Consider the following 14,202-nt stretch of genomic DNA (forward strand, 5'->3'; position numbering starts at 1 on the left):
CAAGCCAACCCGCAAAGGCCGCACCCGCCATGTCCGACGTCAACGCGCGTATTTCCGATCTCGTCACCAGCAACGATGTGGTGCTGTTCATGAAGGGCACCCCGCTGTTCCCGCAATGCGGCTTTTCGAGCCGCGCGGTCGCGATCCTCGATCATTGCGGCGTGGCCTACGAAAGCGTCGATGTGTTGCAGGACATGGAGATCCGTCAGGGCATCAAGAGCTTCTCCGACTGGCCGACCATCCCCCAGCTTTACGTGAAGGGCGAATTCGTCGGCGGCAGCGACATCATGATGGAAATGTTCGAAGCCGGCGAATTGCAGGCGCTTCTGAACGAACAGGGTGTTGCGAAGGTTGGATAAGCGCACAACGCGCTGACCCCTGATTTCCGCACTATTCGGCCCGAAGGGCCGCAAGCCCGAACGCGCGTCGGCCGGTCAGGCCGGTAGCCAAGCGGGCCGGACGGCCCGCGCCGGCGCCTGAGGCGCAAACAAACAACGCCCAACAAAAAAGCGCTCCGCAGGACCAGTGCGGAGCGCTTTTGTTTTTCGGGGAGGCGCAACCCGGAGACCAGGAAGGGTCGCGCCTCTCGTCGAAGACCATTTGGGACCGCACCATGCTATGCACGGGCCATGCCAAACCTGAAAATTGGCGGAAATCCGCCATTTTTCCTACTCGGCCAGTGCTCCCGGATGGCACAGGTGTAAGCCATTCCGACACATTTACCCCAAGCTGGGCAGGATAGAGCCGCAGGCCTAACCAATCCGGCAGGGGAGTGCCTTGGCCCTTGGCAAGCGCTTGCCGCAGCGCCATCCTCTCCGGCAATGAGCACCGATTCCGCACCCCAGGGCATCCCTGCCGCCACCATCATCATCTTCCGTAACGCCCCCGATGGCGGCGCGCCGGAAGTGCTGATGACCGTGCGTTCGCGCAACATGACCTTTGCCGGCGGCATGGCGGTGTTCCCCGGCGGCAGGGTCGATCCGGCGGACTACGCGCTGGGCGAAGCCGTGGCCGCCGCCCACGCCATTGCGGTCGATGAAGTCGCACACCAGATCGCCGCCGTGCGCGAGACGCTGGAGGAAACGGGTCTCGCGCTGGGCCTTGCGGGCGATATCGATGCGGCCAGTGCCGCTTCCGCGCGCGCCATGCTCGCCGAGACCGGCGCGCTCGCCCCGGTGCTCGATGCCTTTGGTTGGCGGCTCGATCTCGGCCAGATCACGCCCTTCGCGCGCTGGTTCCCCAAGAACGAGAACATCGCCCGCGTCTATGACACGCGCTTCTACCTCGCTAATCTCGGCACCGGCGCAGTCGAAGTCTCGATCGACCATGCCGAGAACACCCGGCTGTTCTGGACCAGCGCACAAGGCGCGCTCGACGCGGCCGAGCGGGGCGAGATCAAGCTGATCTTCCCCACCCGCCGCAATCTCGAACGGCTCGCGCTGTTCGCCAGCTACGAGGAAGCCCGCGCCCAGGCCGAAGCGATCCCGGTCAAGACCATCGTGCCGCAGGTGGTCGAAGATGGCGGCAAGCCATGGCTGACCATCCTCGGCGACGCAGGCTACCCCGTCACCGCCGAACTGCTGGAAACCGTCGCGCGGGGGTGATGGGATGAGTGCGCCGGCCTTACCGGCCAAGCGCTTCGACTGTCTGCGCGAAGGGCATCTGATCGACCATAATCGCACCCGCACGCGGCCGGTCGAGATCGAGAATGACTCCGAACGCCAGCGCAGTCAGCAGATAGAGCGTGGTCGAGGCGACCCGGTGGCGGGCGCGTGATCCGGCGAGCGCATATCCCAGCATGGCGGCCGAGATCACGGCATAGGCTGCGAGCAGCCACAACACCCGTGCGGGAAGGTGCGCCTGCGAGAGCGCCTGACGGCGCACGGCCGTATCCTCGATCGCGTCATAGGCACCCGCCAATGCCACCGGCAGCGGCCCGGGCGTTCCCTCGCGCAGCACCGCGCGGACGTGGGCTGCAACCGGTTCACGCAAGGCGGCGGCGCGCTCTGCGGCAGCGATGCGCGCTGCGCCGTCAGCCATTTTCGCAGCCTTGAGCCGGGCGGCCGCGTAGGTCGCCAGATCGGCCTTGAGCGCACGCGCCTGCTCCTGCGGTAGGCCGTCCGCCAGCATCGCAAGGTAACCAACTGCGCTGGCCTCCTGCAGCATCAGATCGCGCCGTTCCTCGAGACGGTTGAGCGCCATGGAAAAGGAAAACGCCATCAGCAGCGCCAACAGGCCGAGCACGCCCGAGAGGATAAACCCCTCCTCGCTGCTTACCCCATCGCTCTCATGCGATTTCGCCATCAGACGGAGGTGCAGCCGCATCCCGATCTCGTGGGCGACAATCATCGTGCCCAAAAGCAGCGGCACCACCGCGACAAGCGACCAAGACCAGAATGCGTCCAAGATCTTCCCCATGATCCTTTGGCGCGCCCGGCAGGACTCGAACCTGCTGCCTCAAGATTAGAAGTCTCGCGCTCTATCCAGATGAGCTACGGGCGCGCGCCGCGATGGCCAATAGCGCGCTTTGCGGGCCAAGGGAATCGCGCTAACCCTCGCCGCGATGGAAAACACCTCTCCCGATCCCGCAGCCGCCTTCGACCGTGACCCGACCGACGGCATTATCGCCACCAGCCACGCTCCGGTGACCTTCCGCTATTACGACCTCGTAATGGCGGCGTTCGTGGCGATCCTGCTGCTGTCGAACATCATCGGTGCGGCCAAGCTGACCTTTGTCGACGTGCCGTTCTGGCCCGAAGGCTGGTGGCCCGCACCCGATGGCACCTTCATCTATGGCGCGGGGATCCTGTTCTTCCCGCTGGGCTATGTCATCGGCGACGTGCTGACCGAGATCTACGGCTTCGCCAAGGCGCGGCGGGTGATCTGGGTGGGAACGGCGGCGATGCTGTTCCTTGCCTTCATGTCCTATGTCGTCACCGCCCTGCCCCCCTTCGGCGGATGGGAATGCGCGGCGAGCGGCTTCGGCGGGCCGCGCCCGATCACCTCGACGCTCGATCCGGCGGTCCCCGGCGGTGCAATCTGCCAGAGCACCTATGAAAGCGTGTTCGGCAGCACCTGGCGGATCGTCGTCGCCTCGATCACCGCGTTCTGGGCGGGTGAATTCGTCAATTCCTTCGTGATGGCCAAGATGAAGGTCTGGACCAAGGGCCGCGCCTTGTGGACCCGCACCATCGGCTCGACCTTCGTCGGACAGGGCGTGGACAGCCTGATCTTCTACCCCGTCGCCTTCTACGGCATCTGGACGACCGAGGCGGTGATCACCGTCATGATCACCAACTGGGCACTCAAGGTGGTGTGGGAAGCCGTGCTGACGCCGGTGACCTATGTGGTGGTGAACAAGCTCAAAGCGGCAGAAGGGGTCGACCTGTTCGACATCGACACCGATTTCTCGCCCTTTGGGAGCGAGAAGGCGGACGCGCGCTAGACATCGATTTCCGGCACGATTTCGCACCGCCAGCCGACCCCCAGACGCCCGGCAAGCAGGCGCAGATCCTTTTCGGTCGGTTGGCCGAACAGCGCCGCGTGGCTCTGTGCGAGGCGCAGCACCAGCGCGCCGTCCTCCACCACCAGCCGGCTCACCTCGAGCGAGCGGCGCGATTGTGCGCCCAGCCTGCGCGCCAAGCGCAGCGCAAGGCCCCAGCGCACTGCTTCTTCCAGCGCCTCCGGGCTGGCCAGCGCGCGCACTTCGGCGGGCAGGGCGAGCTGGTTGCCATTGGCCGAAATCGCCGCGGCCAGCATCGCCCGCCCCTTGCCGTCGATCCCGACCCAGCGCTTGTGCAGCGCCCAGTTGATTGCCTGGGGCAGACGGATGTTCGGTTCGATCTGCATTGCCGCAAGCGCGAGCATGGTCGCGGCCAGCCGCAACCGTTCGCTGCCGTGATCGCGCGCAGGCGCTGCGTCCAATGTCCAGGCCGCCATGCGCGTCGCCAGCGTCGGGGGGCTGCCGCGGTTGCTGGAAAACACCGCGACCCCGGCCAGCAAGGGATCCTGCGAACGGCTGTGCGCGGGCAGGCTGTCATAGAGCAGGCCTTCGCGCAGACCCCATGACGAGAACACCACCTTTTCGGGCGCAAGACGGATCAGCAGCGCTTCGAGCAGCACGGCGGCATCGGGCAGCTTTTCCGCGCGCATAGAGGAAATCCGCTCGCGCCCCTTGAGCGCATCGCTCTCGCTGATGGCAAGGCTATCGGCCAGCGCCAGCGCGGCGCTCGCCGGGAGTTCGTAGCCATGCGGATCGGACAGCGGATAGCCGCGCTGGGTCATCGCATAGACCGCCATCGCACGCCACGTGCCGCCGACCAGATAGAGCGCGCCGTTCTGCGCGGGGGACTGAGCGGACAGGTCCCACCCGCCTGCGCGGATCGCCTTGTCGAGCGCCTTCTTCATCTCGGCGCGGCCGCCCTTGCGGTAATCGGGCAGACGCAGCGTGCCGAGCGGCAGCGTGCTCGCGCTGTCGGTCTGCCCCCGCGCCACGCGCACCAGTTCGAGGCTGCCGCCGCCCAGATCGGCAACGATCCCGCGCGCATCGGGGAAGGCGCCGATCACGCCGTGGGCGCTGAGCAGCGCTTCTTCCTCGCCCGAAAGCACGCGCGGGCTAAGGCCGAGACCCTGCAATTGCGCGACGAATTCGGGGCCATTGGCGGCATCGCGCACCGCCGCAGTCGCGACGGTTTCGACATCGCTGATCCCGAGATCGGTGAGCAGCAGGGCGAACCGCTTCAATCCGCGCAGCGCCAGCGCGATGGCTTCGTCCGCCAGCTTGCCGGTGCTGGCGATCTCGCGCCCGAGCTTGGCCGTCACCTTCTCGTTGAGCAGCACCGTGGGCGCGCGCATCGTGCCGCCATAGACCACCAGGCGCACCGTGTTCGAACCGATGTCGATGATCGCGCGGCCCGGCGTGCTGCCGGCAATCTCCGCATGGCGCGCGCTGCGCCGCTGGTTGTAGCTCATCCGGCGGCTCCCCGGCGCAAGGACAGCTTCGGCACCGCCCCCGCTTCGAGCGCCCCGCCCCGCCCGGAGAGCGAGGGGTTGGTCATGAAGTAGCGGTGGCAGTTGAACGGCTTCGCGCCCACGCCCTCGTCCGCCTCGACCCGCGAATAACTGCCATCGGGGTGCAACCACCAGCTCTGCTCGGTATCGAGCATGTTGGCGAGCAGCACCTGCTGCAGCACCTGATCATGCACCGTCCGGTTGAGGATCGGGATCAGCGTTTCGACCCGGCGATCGAGATTGCGGCTCATCATGTCGGCCGAAGCGATGAACACCGCCGCATGGGCGCTCGGCATCGCATGGCCGTTGGCGAAGGCATAGATGCGGCTGTGTTCGAGAAAGCGGCCGATGATCGACTTGACGCGGATGTTCTCCGAAAGGCCCGCAATCCCCGGGCGCAGGCAGCAGATGCCGCGCACCACAAGCTCGATCTGCACGCCCGCCTCGCTGGCTGCATAAAGCCGGTCGATCACGCCTTCATCGGTCAACTGGTTGCACTTGAACCAGATCGCTGCGGGCTTGCCCGCCTGCGCGTTGGCGATTTCGGTGTCGATGCGGGCGTAGATTTCGCCGCGCAGATCGATCGGGGCGATGTGGATGCGTTCAAGGCTGTGCGGCTGGACATAGCCGGTGACGAAGTTGAACATCTTGGCCACATCGCGCCCCAGCTTGGGATCGGCGGTGAAGAAGCTGAGATCGGTGTAAACCTTGGCGGTCACCGGGTGATAATTGCCGGTTCCGAGGTGGCAGTAGGTGCGGAAACCATCGCCCTCGCGCCGCACCACCATCGCCACCTTGGCGTGGGTCTTCCAGTCGGTGAAGCCGTAGATCACCTGCACGCCCGCACGTTCGAGCTTGCCCGCCCATTGCAGGTTCTGCTCCTCGTCGAAGCGGGCCTTCAATTCGACCACGGCGGTGACCGATTTGCCCGCCTCGGCCGCCTCGATCAGCGCGTTGATCACCGCCGATTGCGAGCCTGCGCGGTAGAGCGTCTGCTTGATCGCCACGACATCGGGATCGGCGGCGGCTTGCCGGATGAAATCGACCACCACCTCGAAGCTTTCATAGGGGTGGTGGATGATGATGTCCTTTTCGCGGATCGCGGAAAAGGCATCGCCGTCATGTTCGCGGATGCGCTCGGGAAAGCGCGGGGAATAGGCATCGAACTTCAGATCGGGGCGATCCTCGGCGACGATTTCGGCAAGGCCATCGATCCCGATCATCCCGTCGGTCTTGATCACGGCCGCCTCGTTGATGCCGAGCTGATCGAGCAGCAGGCTTTCCGCCTCGGGATCGAAATCCTCCTCGATCTCGAGCTGGATCACCTGCCCCCTGCGGCGACGCTGGATCGCGCTGCGGAAGGTGCGCACGAGGTCTTCGGCCTCTTCGGCGATTTCGATATCGCTGTCACGCAGCACGCGGAACAGCCCGTCGCCCTTGATGGTGAAGCCGGGGAACAGCGCCTCGGCATAGCGCTGGATCAGCCGCGCGATCGAGATGTAGAGCGCCCCGCCCTCGCCCGTGCTCGCGCCGGTCACCGCGTCGGGCACGCGCACGAAGCGCGGCAGCGCGCTGGGGATCAGCACCATCTCGGTCAGCTGTTCGCTTGTCCCCTCGCGCACGAGCGTGAACAGCAGCCCCATGCCCTCGTTCTGGACGAAGGGAAACGGATGCGCCGGATCGAGCGCCTGCGGGGTAATGATCGGCAGGATTTCGTTGAGGAAGTAGCTCTTCAGCCACTTGTGCGCGGCGGCGCTCACGCGCTCCTCATCGGCCACGTGAATATCGGCTTCGGCCAGACCGGCTCGCACGCTACGCCAGATCGTCTGCTGTTGCTGCGAAAGATCGACCAGCTTGGCGCGGATCGCGGCGAGCTGCTGCGAGGGGCTACGCCCGTCGATCGAAGGCGTCGCCAACCCGCGCTGCACCTGCCCGACAAGCCCGGCGACGCGGATCATCATGAACTCGTCGAGATTGCTGCCCGAGATCGAGAGGAAGCGCAGCCGTTCGAGCAGCGGGTAGCTTTCGTTGCAGGCCTCGGCCAGCACCCGCTGGTTGAACTGGAGCCACGAAAGCTCGCGGTTGAAATAGGGCGATTCGTCGGAGGCAAGCTCCACCATCTGCGCCAGCCCCGTGCTCGCGGGCCGGGGTTCACTGCCGATCGGTGCCGTACTCATCGCTTTCCTGTTCCGCATCGCGCCACGGGCATGGGCGCGCCGCCCCGCAAACGCATCTGTTCGCTTGCCGGTGCGGTGTAAATCACCTTGCTGCGCGTGTCATACAAATGTCAATTTGGGAGTGCCCGCGCCGCGCTCAAACCAGATCGCGGCTGTCCGCAATGCTGGTAATGCCGCGCTTGCCATGGACATCGCGCCCCAGCTGCACGATCACATCGATCACGCTCGCGGCATAGGCGATGGTATCCTGCCGGGTCAGCCCGATCCCGGTCTGCATCACCATCAATGACAATTGCTCGAGCGCACCGCGCAGGGAGTTGGCGTGGATGGTCGAGAAGCTGCCCGGGTGGCCGGTGTTGATCGCGCGCAGGAAGCTGACGCTTTCGGCGCCCCGCAATTCGCCCAGCACGATGCGGTCGGGGCGCAGGCGCAGCGCGGCTTGCAGCAGCTCGTTGGCGGTGACCTTGGCCTCGCCCAGCTCGCCCTTAACCGCGACCAGGCCGACCGCGTTGGCGCCCGGGAACTTCAGCTCGGGCGTATCCTCAACCAGCACCACGCGTTCATCGCGCGGGATTTCGCCGAGCATGGCGTTGAGGAAGGTGGTCTTGCCGGTGCTCGTCCCGCCGGAAATCAGGATCGTGCGCCGCGCGCGGATCGCGGCGCGCAAGTAAGCGATCGGCTCACGCTGCGCGTCGGGCAGCGCGACATGGCCCTCGCCCGCCAGCGGCCCGGTGTCATAGGCATCGAGCGGCAGATCGAGCCTGCGGTGGCGGCGGATCGCCATGACCCAGTGCTTGCGGCTCGCGGGCGGGCCGCAGAACTGCACGCGCGCGCCGTCCGGCAGGGTTGCGCCCAGCAACGGATGTTCGCGGTTGATCCCCTGATGGCTGACTCGCGCGACCTGTTCGGCAAGGCGCTGCACCAGCCGGTCGTCGATCTCGGGGGTCTCGATCCGCTGCATGCCGGGGTTTGCGGCATCCTCGATCCACACCTCGCCCGGGCGGTTGACCATGATCTCGGTCACGGTGTCACGGTCGAGCCAGCGGCGGAACGGGGCGAGATAGGCGTCGAGATAGACCGAACGCTCCGCCGAAAGCGGTGCAGCGCTCTCTTCGCCCGAGCCCAGCCGGTGGATGTCCGCGCTCATGCGACGCTCAATTGACCGCGCTGAAATCGAGATCGCGCGCGGTGAACACGCGGATCGGCTCACCCATGCGTACGCGGATGGTGGGGCTGATCTGGCCCTGCGATTGCACCGCCGAATTGGCCGCGCCCTGCGCACCGCCCGCAACGATCACGCCGCCGATCCCGCCGGTCGCCACCGCACCGAGGCCGCCGACCACCGACAACAGCAACCCCGAACCGAAGCGCTGGAAGAAGTGGGTGTTTACGTCGCCCTCAAGCCCGGTGGTGCCATCGAAGGCGACCGCAGGCGAGGCAAGGCTGACCGACACGCCATCGGGCCGGATCAGCCGCGTCCAGATCACATAGGCACGGCGCTGGCCCTGCTGCACGCCCGCCTGATACTGGCCAACGAGGCGCGAGGATCGCGGGATCAGCACGCGCTTGCCATCGAAGCTGCGGACGTCCTGGCTCACCACCGCGCGCACGAAGCCCGGCACATCGGTGTTGATCGCGGTTTCGAGGATCGCGGGGATCAGCGTGCCTTCGGTCACCGTGGTCGAGGGATTGACCATTGTGCGCGCCTGCGCGGGGCCACCGCCCACACCGCCAACGCGGGCCGCAAAGTCCGCCGCGCCGCCCATGCCGCCGACAGCGCCGCCGGGAGTGGGTGCAGGCGCGCCGACAGGCGCTTCGGCGAAGCGGGAGCCGCGCGCGCTGCTGCCATCGAAAATCAGGCTGGGGCTGGCATAGGGATTGACGCTCGCCTCGGGCACACTCCCCGGATTGACAGCGTAAACCGGTGAAGGGGCCGGATCGACCGGTGGCACCACCGGCGCGATGCCGGGCTGCTGCGCGGGATCGGTTATCGGTTGCACCACCACCGGAGGGGCCACCGGCGGCGGCGCGACGGCCGGATTGCCGATGCCCTGCGGTTCGGGCTGGCGCGCGGAATTCATCGCCCAGAAGGTCACCGCGCCAAGCAGGCCGACCACCGCCACGCCCGCGGCGAGGCCGAGCCCGTCGCCCTTGGCCTTGCGGTCGGTGACAGCGGGGAAGGCCGCACGACTGGCCAGATCGATGATCTCGGCGCTTTCGCGCTCGCGCGGATCGAGCCCGTCCTCGCCGCCGCCATCGCCCTTCTTCGGGGGCAAACGCATCGCCAGACGCATCAGTTGTTCTCCGTTTGCGGCGCGGTGGGTCCGCGCGCGGCCTGCCGGGCGGTGGGCCGCACCGGGCCGGTGTTGGTGAGAGTTGCGGTCTCGCGTCCAACGCGCAGGATCAGCTGCGCGGGCACGCCATCGACGATTACCGTCGTGCCGCGCGTGGTGTAGTTGACCGGGCCTTCATCACCATCCTCGTTGGCGACCAGAATGGCCGGGATCGCGGTGCCTTGCGGCCAGGTCAGGAACACTGCCGCGCCATCATCGAACGCGCGGCTCGGCATCAGGGCGGTTGCGCCCGCGCTGGCCCAGGCGAAGTTGAGCTTGGACGGGTCGATCACCGCATAGGGATCGGAGGCTGCGGCCAGTTCCTCGGGGCTGGCGGCGGCGCGCTGGGCGGCGGCTTCGGCCTCGGCCGCCGCGGCCAGACGCGCTTCCTCGGCCGCCTTTTCCAGCTCGGGGTAGCGGAATTGGAGCACGTAGACGGCGGGATTCTTGGGGCTGGCGACCAGATCGAACAGGTATGTGCGCTTGTCGGTGACCACCGTCATATTGGTGCGCGCCGCGGGGGCGAGCGGCTTCACGAACAGGATCGTCTGGGCCTTGTTGGGCTGCACCTGCCATGCCCCGCTGTCGCCGATCGCGACATTCTCGATCGCTTCGTCGGGGGCGAACTTGATGGTGGTCTGCACCTTCACCCGGCCATCGATCCGCACCACGGCGTTTTCATCAAACACACGCGTTTGCAGGCGGTTATCCTGCGCGATGGCGGGCGCAGAGAGGCCAAGGGCAAGCGCGGCGAGAAGCACGGCGCGGATCATTGATAGGTCTCCGGAGGGGTCATCTTGGGGAGCGGCGTGCTGGCGGCAGAGGCGGTGCGGAAGCGGTTGCCGATGCCGCGGGTGCGGGCAATTCCGGTTCCCGGGGCCTGCGCTGCATCGCCGCTGCTGGTGGTGGCGTAGACCCGTGTTTCACGTGGAACATTCCCCGAAGTCCCTGCGTCATTGGCGGCAAGCACAGGCAAGACGGGGGCAAGGTCGACCCTGCGCGGGGCAAGGCCCGGGCTGGACGGCACGATATTGGTGCTGCGCGGCGTGCCCGAAACCGGCACGGGCTGCGGCACAGCGCGCGGGCCATCGCTCGTCCGCGTCCGCTCCTGGCCCGGCACGAGGCCGAACACCTGCCAGCCCGAAACCATCGTGCCGGCGACCTTCAGGGACATGAACATCAGCGCCATATGCACCGCGCCGACAAGGAAGAATGCCATCGCCGCGTTCTGGTCGATCTGTCCCGGCACCCGCACCAGCGCGGCAAGGATCGGCACGGACAGTTCGAGCATGATCGACCCGCCCAGCACGGCGAGCAGCGGCGCCAGTGCCAGCATCACCAGCCCCTTGAGCCAGCCGGTGAACAGCCCGCGCGTGCCCTCGAACAGGGCCATCACCACGAAGATCGGCCCCGTCGCCAGCAGCAGCGCGAGCGCGATCCGCGCCGTCACCAACAGCCCGACCGTGCCGAGCAGCAGCAGCATCGCGCCGAACCACATCATCCCACGCGGAGAGAAGGCACTGATATCATTGGTATCCCCGCTCGCCTTTTGGACCGCCTGGAACACCACATCGAGCTTCTGCGCGAACACCACCGTGGCGCTTTCGTTCTGCGTGCCGGTGAGAATGCCTGCAATCTGGTCAGGCCCGCCGATGAAGACGTTGTAGAACACCGTCGAGAAAGCGACGAAGCTGGTGGCGAAGGTCAGCACCAGCCCCAGCGTCATCATCTTGGGCAGCAGCACCCGCACCGACAGGTTGGACCGCCCCAGCATCAGCGAGATGCCGAAGAAGGCGACATAGAGCCCCAGCAGCAGCGTCAGCGCGAAGGCGAGCTGGCCCTCGGTGCCGAACAGGCGGTTGAAGGCCTGTTCGGATACGCCGCTGGCAATGCAGTCCACCGCAGTCAGCGCCGAGGAGACCCCGGTGCCCATCGCCTCGGCGGCAAGATCGCAGGCGGTGGTCATTCGGCAGCCTGCCACACCGGCGCGGCGGCATCTTCGCCCGTGCCATCGGGCCAGGCCCGGCCGGTCAACGCGGGATACCACGCCGAAGGTTCATCCCCCACCGCCTCGCGCAGGAGATCGAGGCGGCGCACCGCGCTTTCGCGGCCCGACAGGATCGTCAGCACTTCGGGCGCGCCCGACAGATCGAGCCGCACCACCACGCTCGCATCGGGCTGGCGCACGAGGAAGCAGCGCGAATGCGCCGGAAGCGAGCGGATCAGCGCAAATTCGTGCGGGGTAAGGCCGAAGCCGTCGCAGTAATCCTCGGGCCGCGCGCGCGAATTCGGCATGAACACCATCGTCGCGGTCTGTTCGACCAGCGCGGTCGAAATCCGGCTGTCGAGCGCATCGCGCGCCGACTGCGTGGCGAAGCCGACCAGCGCATTGCGCTTGCGCAGCGTCTTGAGCCAATCGCGGATGCGTGCGGCGAAGACGTCGTCGTCCAGCGCCTTCCAGCCTTCATCGATCAGGATCATCGTCGGCTGCCCGTCCAGCCGCTCGTCGATGCGGTGGAACAGGTACATCATCACCGGCGTGCGCAGGCGCGGATTTTCGAGCAGCGCGGTCATGTCGAAGCCCAATACGCGGGTTTCGAGATCGAGCCGGTCGCGTTCGTTGTCGAACAGCCAGGCGTGTTCGCCGCCCTGCCCGGCAGGGCCGCCGATCCACGCCGCCAACCGGTCGGCCAGATCGCCCGGCTGCGGGCGCCTGGCACCGGCAAGCAGTTCCTTGAAGTGCCGCAGCCGCCGCAAGCTCGGATCGTTCGCGTAAGTCGCATCGACCGCCGCGCTGATGGTGGCGAATTCCTCCGGCCCCTCGGCCGCCAGCAACACGCTGAGCCAGTCGCGCAGGAAGGCACGGTTGGTGGGCGTATCGGGCAGCGCAAGCGGGTTGAAACCGGTCGGCGCGCCGGGGCTGATCCGGTCATAACGCCCGCCGATGCCGCGAATGAACAGCTCTGCCCCGCGATCCTTGTCGAACAGGATGGTGCGCGGTCTGAACTTCTGCGCCTGAGCCGCGAGGAAGTTCATCACCACGGTCTTGCCCGATCCCGACGGGCCGATGACGCTGAAGTTGCCCAGATCGCCGTGGTGGAAATTGAAGAAGAACGGGGTGGCGCTGGTCGTTTCCAGCAGCGTCACCGCATCGCCCCAGTGGTTGCCGCTCGCCTGCCCCAGCGCAAAGCCGTGGAACGACCCGAAGCCCGCCATGTTGGCCGAGGAGATCAGCGCGCGGCGGACGATATATTCCTCGTTCCCGGGGAACTGCGCCCAGAAAGCGGGTTCGAGATTGGTGTCCTCGCGCACCGCGATTGCGCCTGTGTCGGCGAGCGCAGCGGCGCAGGCGGCCATCGCGTCATCGAGACGCGGCAGGGTCTGCTCGCGCACCAGCACGGTCAGGTGGTGATCGCCGAAGCCCACCGCCCCGTTGCCCAGCGCATCGCGCGCGGCGAGCATTTCGGCACGCTCGGCAGCAGCTTCCTCGTCCACCGAGCGCGAACGGCGCAGGGCCAGATCGATGCGTTCCTTGGCCGTGGTGCGCTCGTTGGGGGCGTAGCTTTCGGTGACGACCATCTCGAACGGCAGGCGCAGCAGGTTGTCGAGCAGGCCGGGCGAAGTCGCCTCGGGGTAATCCTTGAGGCCAAGGATCGCGGCGAAATCGGGGGCGGCAGACCCGCGCAGCTCCATCGCGTCCAGACCAAAGCTGGCCCTGCGATAGGGCAGCATATGGCCGATATCGGTCTCGGGCGCAGGGCGGCGCACGGGGCGCATCTCGCCATTGTAGAGCGCCGAGAGCAGCTCCAGCATTTCCGAATTGGTGCCCTTCGCCGAACCGGAGGCCTGATAATCCCCCAGCACCGCCGCGCCATAATTCTGGAGCGAGGCGACAAGCCCGGTGATCGCAGCCTTGAGCGAACGCAGGTCGCGCGGGTCGGCTTCCGGCTCTTCCTGTCCGGCGCGCGAGAACATCTTGGAGAGACGCTCGGGCAAGCCCGTCTTGCCGCGCGCGGGGCGGCGGATCAGGGTGACGAACTGGTCGTTGATGAACAGCGATCCGCCGGCCAGCCGTTGCTTCCAGCGCGCATCGATATGGCGGCTGAGCGGATCGGGAAACTCGGCATCAAGTTCCACCTCCACCCGGCGGCGGATGACGTGGTGATACATCACGAAGCGCGCATCGAGCGTCGAGCGCAGCATCACCTCGCGGGTGGCGGCGTGGGCGTTCAAAGCATCGCTGTCTTCGGTTTCGAACAGCAGACCCGGCACCTGGATCGCGCTCATCACCGAACCATCGCGCAGAAGCACGGTGTTCTCGTCAATCAGGCGGGCATAGGGCAGCCGGTCGCCGACGCGGGCTTCCTTCGCGCTCCATGCTGCGGCACCGATCCACTTACGGGGCATAGGAATTGCACCCCCAACGCTTGAAATTGGGAACGCGTGGGCACTTCGAAACCTTCGTGATCCAAAGGTCAAAAATGCGCGGTTCGCGCAGCGACGCGAAATAGCCGATCACGTGCATCACCGCCGGAACCGGCAGGATCCACCAGCTCTTGAGGATCAGGAAGGCGATCGTCGTCACCATCAGATTGATGATGAAGAAGTTCATCGTCACCCCCGCAAACATCTGCGGGCGGGTGAGCGCACGGTGCACCGGATGACGGACGAGATCGGTCACG

Annotated in this window: 12 protein-coding genes and 1 tRNA gene; 3 read left to right on the top strand and 10 right to left on the bottom strand. The window is 66.6% G+C overall.

What is annotated here, in order from left to right:
* Window positions 1-29 precede the first annotated feature (29 nt).
* Both grxD and BG023_RS12985 read left to right on the top strand, forming a co-directional pair.
* Complete coding sequence (gene grxD, locus BG023_RS12980; RefSeq protein ID WP_069310820.1) at window positions 30-359, top strand: Grx4 family monothiol glutaredoxin; 330 nt, start codon at window positions 30-32, stop codon at window positions 357-359.
* A 462-nt stretch (window positions 360-821) separates the two neighbouring features.
* Complete coding sequence (locus tag BG023_RS12985) at window positions 822-1,604, top strand: NUDIX hydrolase (RefSeq protein WP_069310821.1); 783 nt, start codon at window positions 822-824, stop codon at window positions 1,602-1,604.
* Between the two features lie 19 nt (window positions 1,605-1,623).
* On the opposite strand, the gene BG023_RS12990 is transcribed toward BG023_RS12985, so the two are convergent.
* Window positions 1,624-2,418, bottom strand: a complete 795-nt coding sequence (locus BG023_RS12990) for a bestrophin-like domain (RefSeq protein WP_069310822.1) — start codon at window positions 2,416-2,418, stop codon at window positions 1,624-1,626.
* Between the two features lie 7 nt (window positions 2,419-2,425).
* A tRNA-Arg gene (locus tag BG023_RS12995) sits at window positions 2,426-2,502 on the bottom strand.
* A 61-nt stretch (window positions 2,503-2,563) separates the two neighbouring features.
* Between BG023_RS12995 and BG023_RS13000 the strand changes: the two genes are divergently transcribed.
* Window positions 2,564-3,445 carry a queuosine precursor transporter gene (locus tag BG023_RS13000; protein WP_083234698.1) on the top strand — a complete coding sequence of 294 codons (882 nt, stop codon included), beginning with the start codon at window positions 2,564-2,566 and terminating at the stop codon, window positions 3,443-3,445.
* Here the strand turns inward: BG023_RS13000 and BG023_RS13005 are convergent.
* The 8 genes from BG023_RS13005 to BG023_RS13040 all read right to left on the bottom strand — a co-directional run bounded on the left by BG023_RS13005 (window position 3,442) and on the right by BG023_RS13040 (window position 14,201).
* Window positions 3,442-4,971, bottom strand: coding sequence for a Ppx/GppA family phosphatase (locus tag BG023_RS13005; RefSeq protein ID WP_069310823.1), 1,530 nt, complete (start codon window positions 4,969-4,971; stop codon window positions 3,442-3,444). The genes BG023_RS13000 and BG023_RS13005 overlap by 4 nt on opposite strands.
* Window positions 4,968-7,130 carry an RNA degradosome polyphosphate kinase gene (locus tag BG023_RS13010; protein ID WP_069311325.1) on the bottom strand — a complete coding sequence of 721 codons (2,163 nt, stop codon included), beginning with the start codon at window positions 7,128-7,130 and terminating at the stop codon, window positions 4,968-4,970. Before BG023_RS13010 ends, BG023_RS13005 begins: the two co-directional genes overlap by 4 nt.
* A 193-nt stretch (window positions 7,131-7,323) precedes the next feature.
* The gene (gene virB11, locus BG023_RS13015) at window positions 7,324-8,334 is read right to left on the bottom strand and encodes a P-type DNA transfer ATPase VirB11 (protein ID WP_069310824.1); all 1,011 of its coding nucleotides are present in this window, start codon (window positions 8,332-8,334) and stop codon (window positions 7,324-7,326) included.
* A 7-nt stretch (window positions 8,335-8,341) separates the two neighbouring features.
* Window positions 8,342-9,481, bottom strand: a complete 1,140-nt coding sequence (locus BG023_RS13020; protein ID WP_233993004.1) for a TrbI/VirB10 family protein — start codon at window positions 9,479-9,481, stop codon at window positions 8,342-8,344.
* Entirely contained in the window at window positions 9,481-10,293 is an 813-nt protein-coding gene (locus tag BG023_RS13025) for a TrbG/VirB9 family P-type conjugative transfer protein (protein ID WP_069310825.1), read from the bottom strand. The genes BG023_RS13020 and BG023_RS13025 overlap by 1 nt, the downstream gene beginning before the upstream one ends.
* Complete coding sequence (locus BG023_RS13030; protein ID WP_069310826.1) at window positions 10,290-11,486, bottom strand: type IV secretion system protein; 1,197 nt, start codon at window positions 11,484-11,486, stop codon at window positions 10,290-10,292. Before BG023_RS13030 ends, BG023_RS13025 begins: the two co-directional genes overlap by 4 nt.
* Window positions 11,483-13,927, bottom strand: coding sequence for a VirB4 family type IV secretion/conjugal transfer ATPase (locus BG023_RS13035; protein WP_069310827.1), 2,445 nt, complete (start codon window positions 13,925-13,927; stop codon window positions 11,483-11,485). Before BG023_RS13035 ends, BG023_RS13030 begins: the two co-directional genes overlap by 4 nt.
* Window positions 13,917-14,201: a type IV secretion system protein VirB3 gene (locus BG023_RS13040; protein WP_083234700.1), complete on the bottom strand. Its 285-nt coding sequence runs from the start codon at window positions 14,199-14,201 to the stop codon at window positions 13,917-13,919. The genes BG023_RS13035 and BG023_RS13040 overlap by 11 nt, the downstream gene beginning before the upstream one ends.
* Between the last annotated feature and the right edge of the window lies 1 nt (window position 14,202).

The organism is Porphyrobacter sp. LM 6, from assembly GCF_001720465.1.
Lineage (GTDB): Bacteria > Pseudomonadota > Alphaproteobacteria > Sphingomonadales > Sphingomonadaceae > Erythrobacter.

What these genes read in the sequence shown, in the direction of transcription:
- BG023_RS13030 (WP_069310826.1), bottom strand. Translation starts at nt 11,486, where the DNA reads ATGACCACCGCCTGCGATCTTGCCGCCGAGGCGATGGGCACCGGGGTC.
- BG023_RS13010 (WP_069311325.1), bottom strand. Translation starts at nt 7,130, where the DNA reads ATGGTGGAGCTTGCCTCCGACGAATCGCCCTATTTCAACCGCGAGCTT.
- BG023_RS12985 (WP_069310821.1), top strand. Translation starts at nt 822, where the DNA reads ATGAGCACCGATTCCGCACCCCAGGGCATCCCTGCCGCCACCATCATC.
- grxD (WP_069310820.1), top strand. Translation starts at nt 30, where the DNA reads ATGTCCGACGTCAACGCGCGTATTTCCGATCTCGTCACCAGCAACGAT.
- BG023_RS13000 (WP_083234698.1), top strand. Translation starts at nt 2,564, where the DNA reads ATGGAAAACACCTCTCCCGATCCCGCAGCCGCCTTCGACCGTGACCCG.
- BG023_RS13005 (WP_069310823.1), bottom strand. Translation starts at nt 4,971, where the DNA reads ATGAGCTACAACCAGCGGCGCAGCGCGCGCCATGCGGAGATTGCCGGC.
- BG023_RS13035 (WP_069310827.1), bottom strand. Translation starts at nt 13,927, where the DNA reads ATGCCCCGTAAGTGGATCGGTGCCGCAGCATGGAGCGCGAAGGAAGCC.
- BG023_RS12990 (WP_069310822.1), bottom strand. Translation starts at nt 2,418, where the DNA reads ATGGGGAAGATCTTGGACGCATTCTGGTCTTGGTCGCTTGTCGCGGTG.
- BG023_RS13025 (WP_069310825.1), bottom strand. Translation starts at nt 10,293, where the DNA reads ATGATCCGCGCCGTGCTTCTCGCCGCGCTTGCCCTTGGCCTCTCTGCG.
- virB11 (WP_069310824.1), bottom strand. Translation starts at nt 8,334, where the DNA reads ATGAGCGCGGACATCCACCGGCTGGGCTCGGGCGAAGAGAGCGCTGCA.
- BG023_RS13020 (WP_233993004.1), bottom strand. Translation starts at nt 9,481, where the DNA reads ATGCGTCTGGCGATGCGTTTGCCCCCGAAGAAGGGCGATGGCGGCGGC.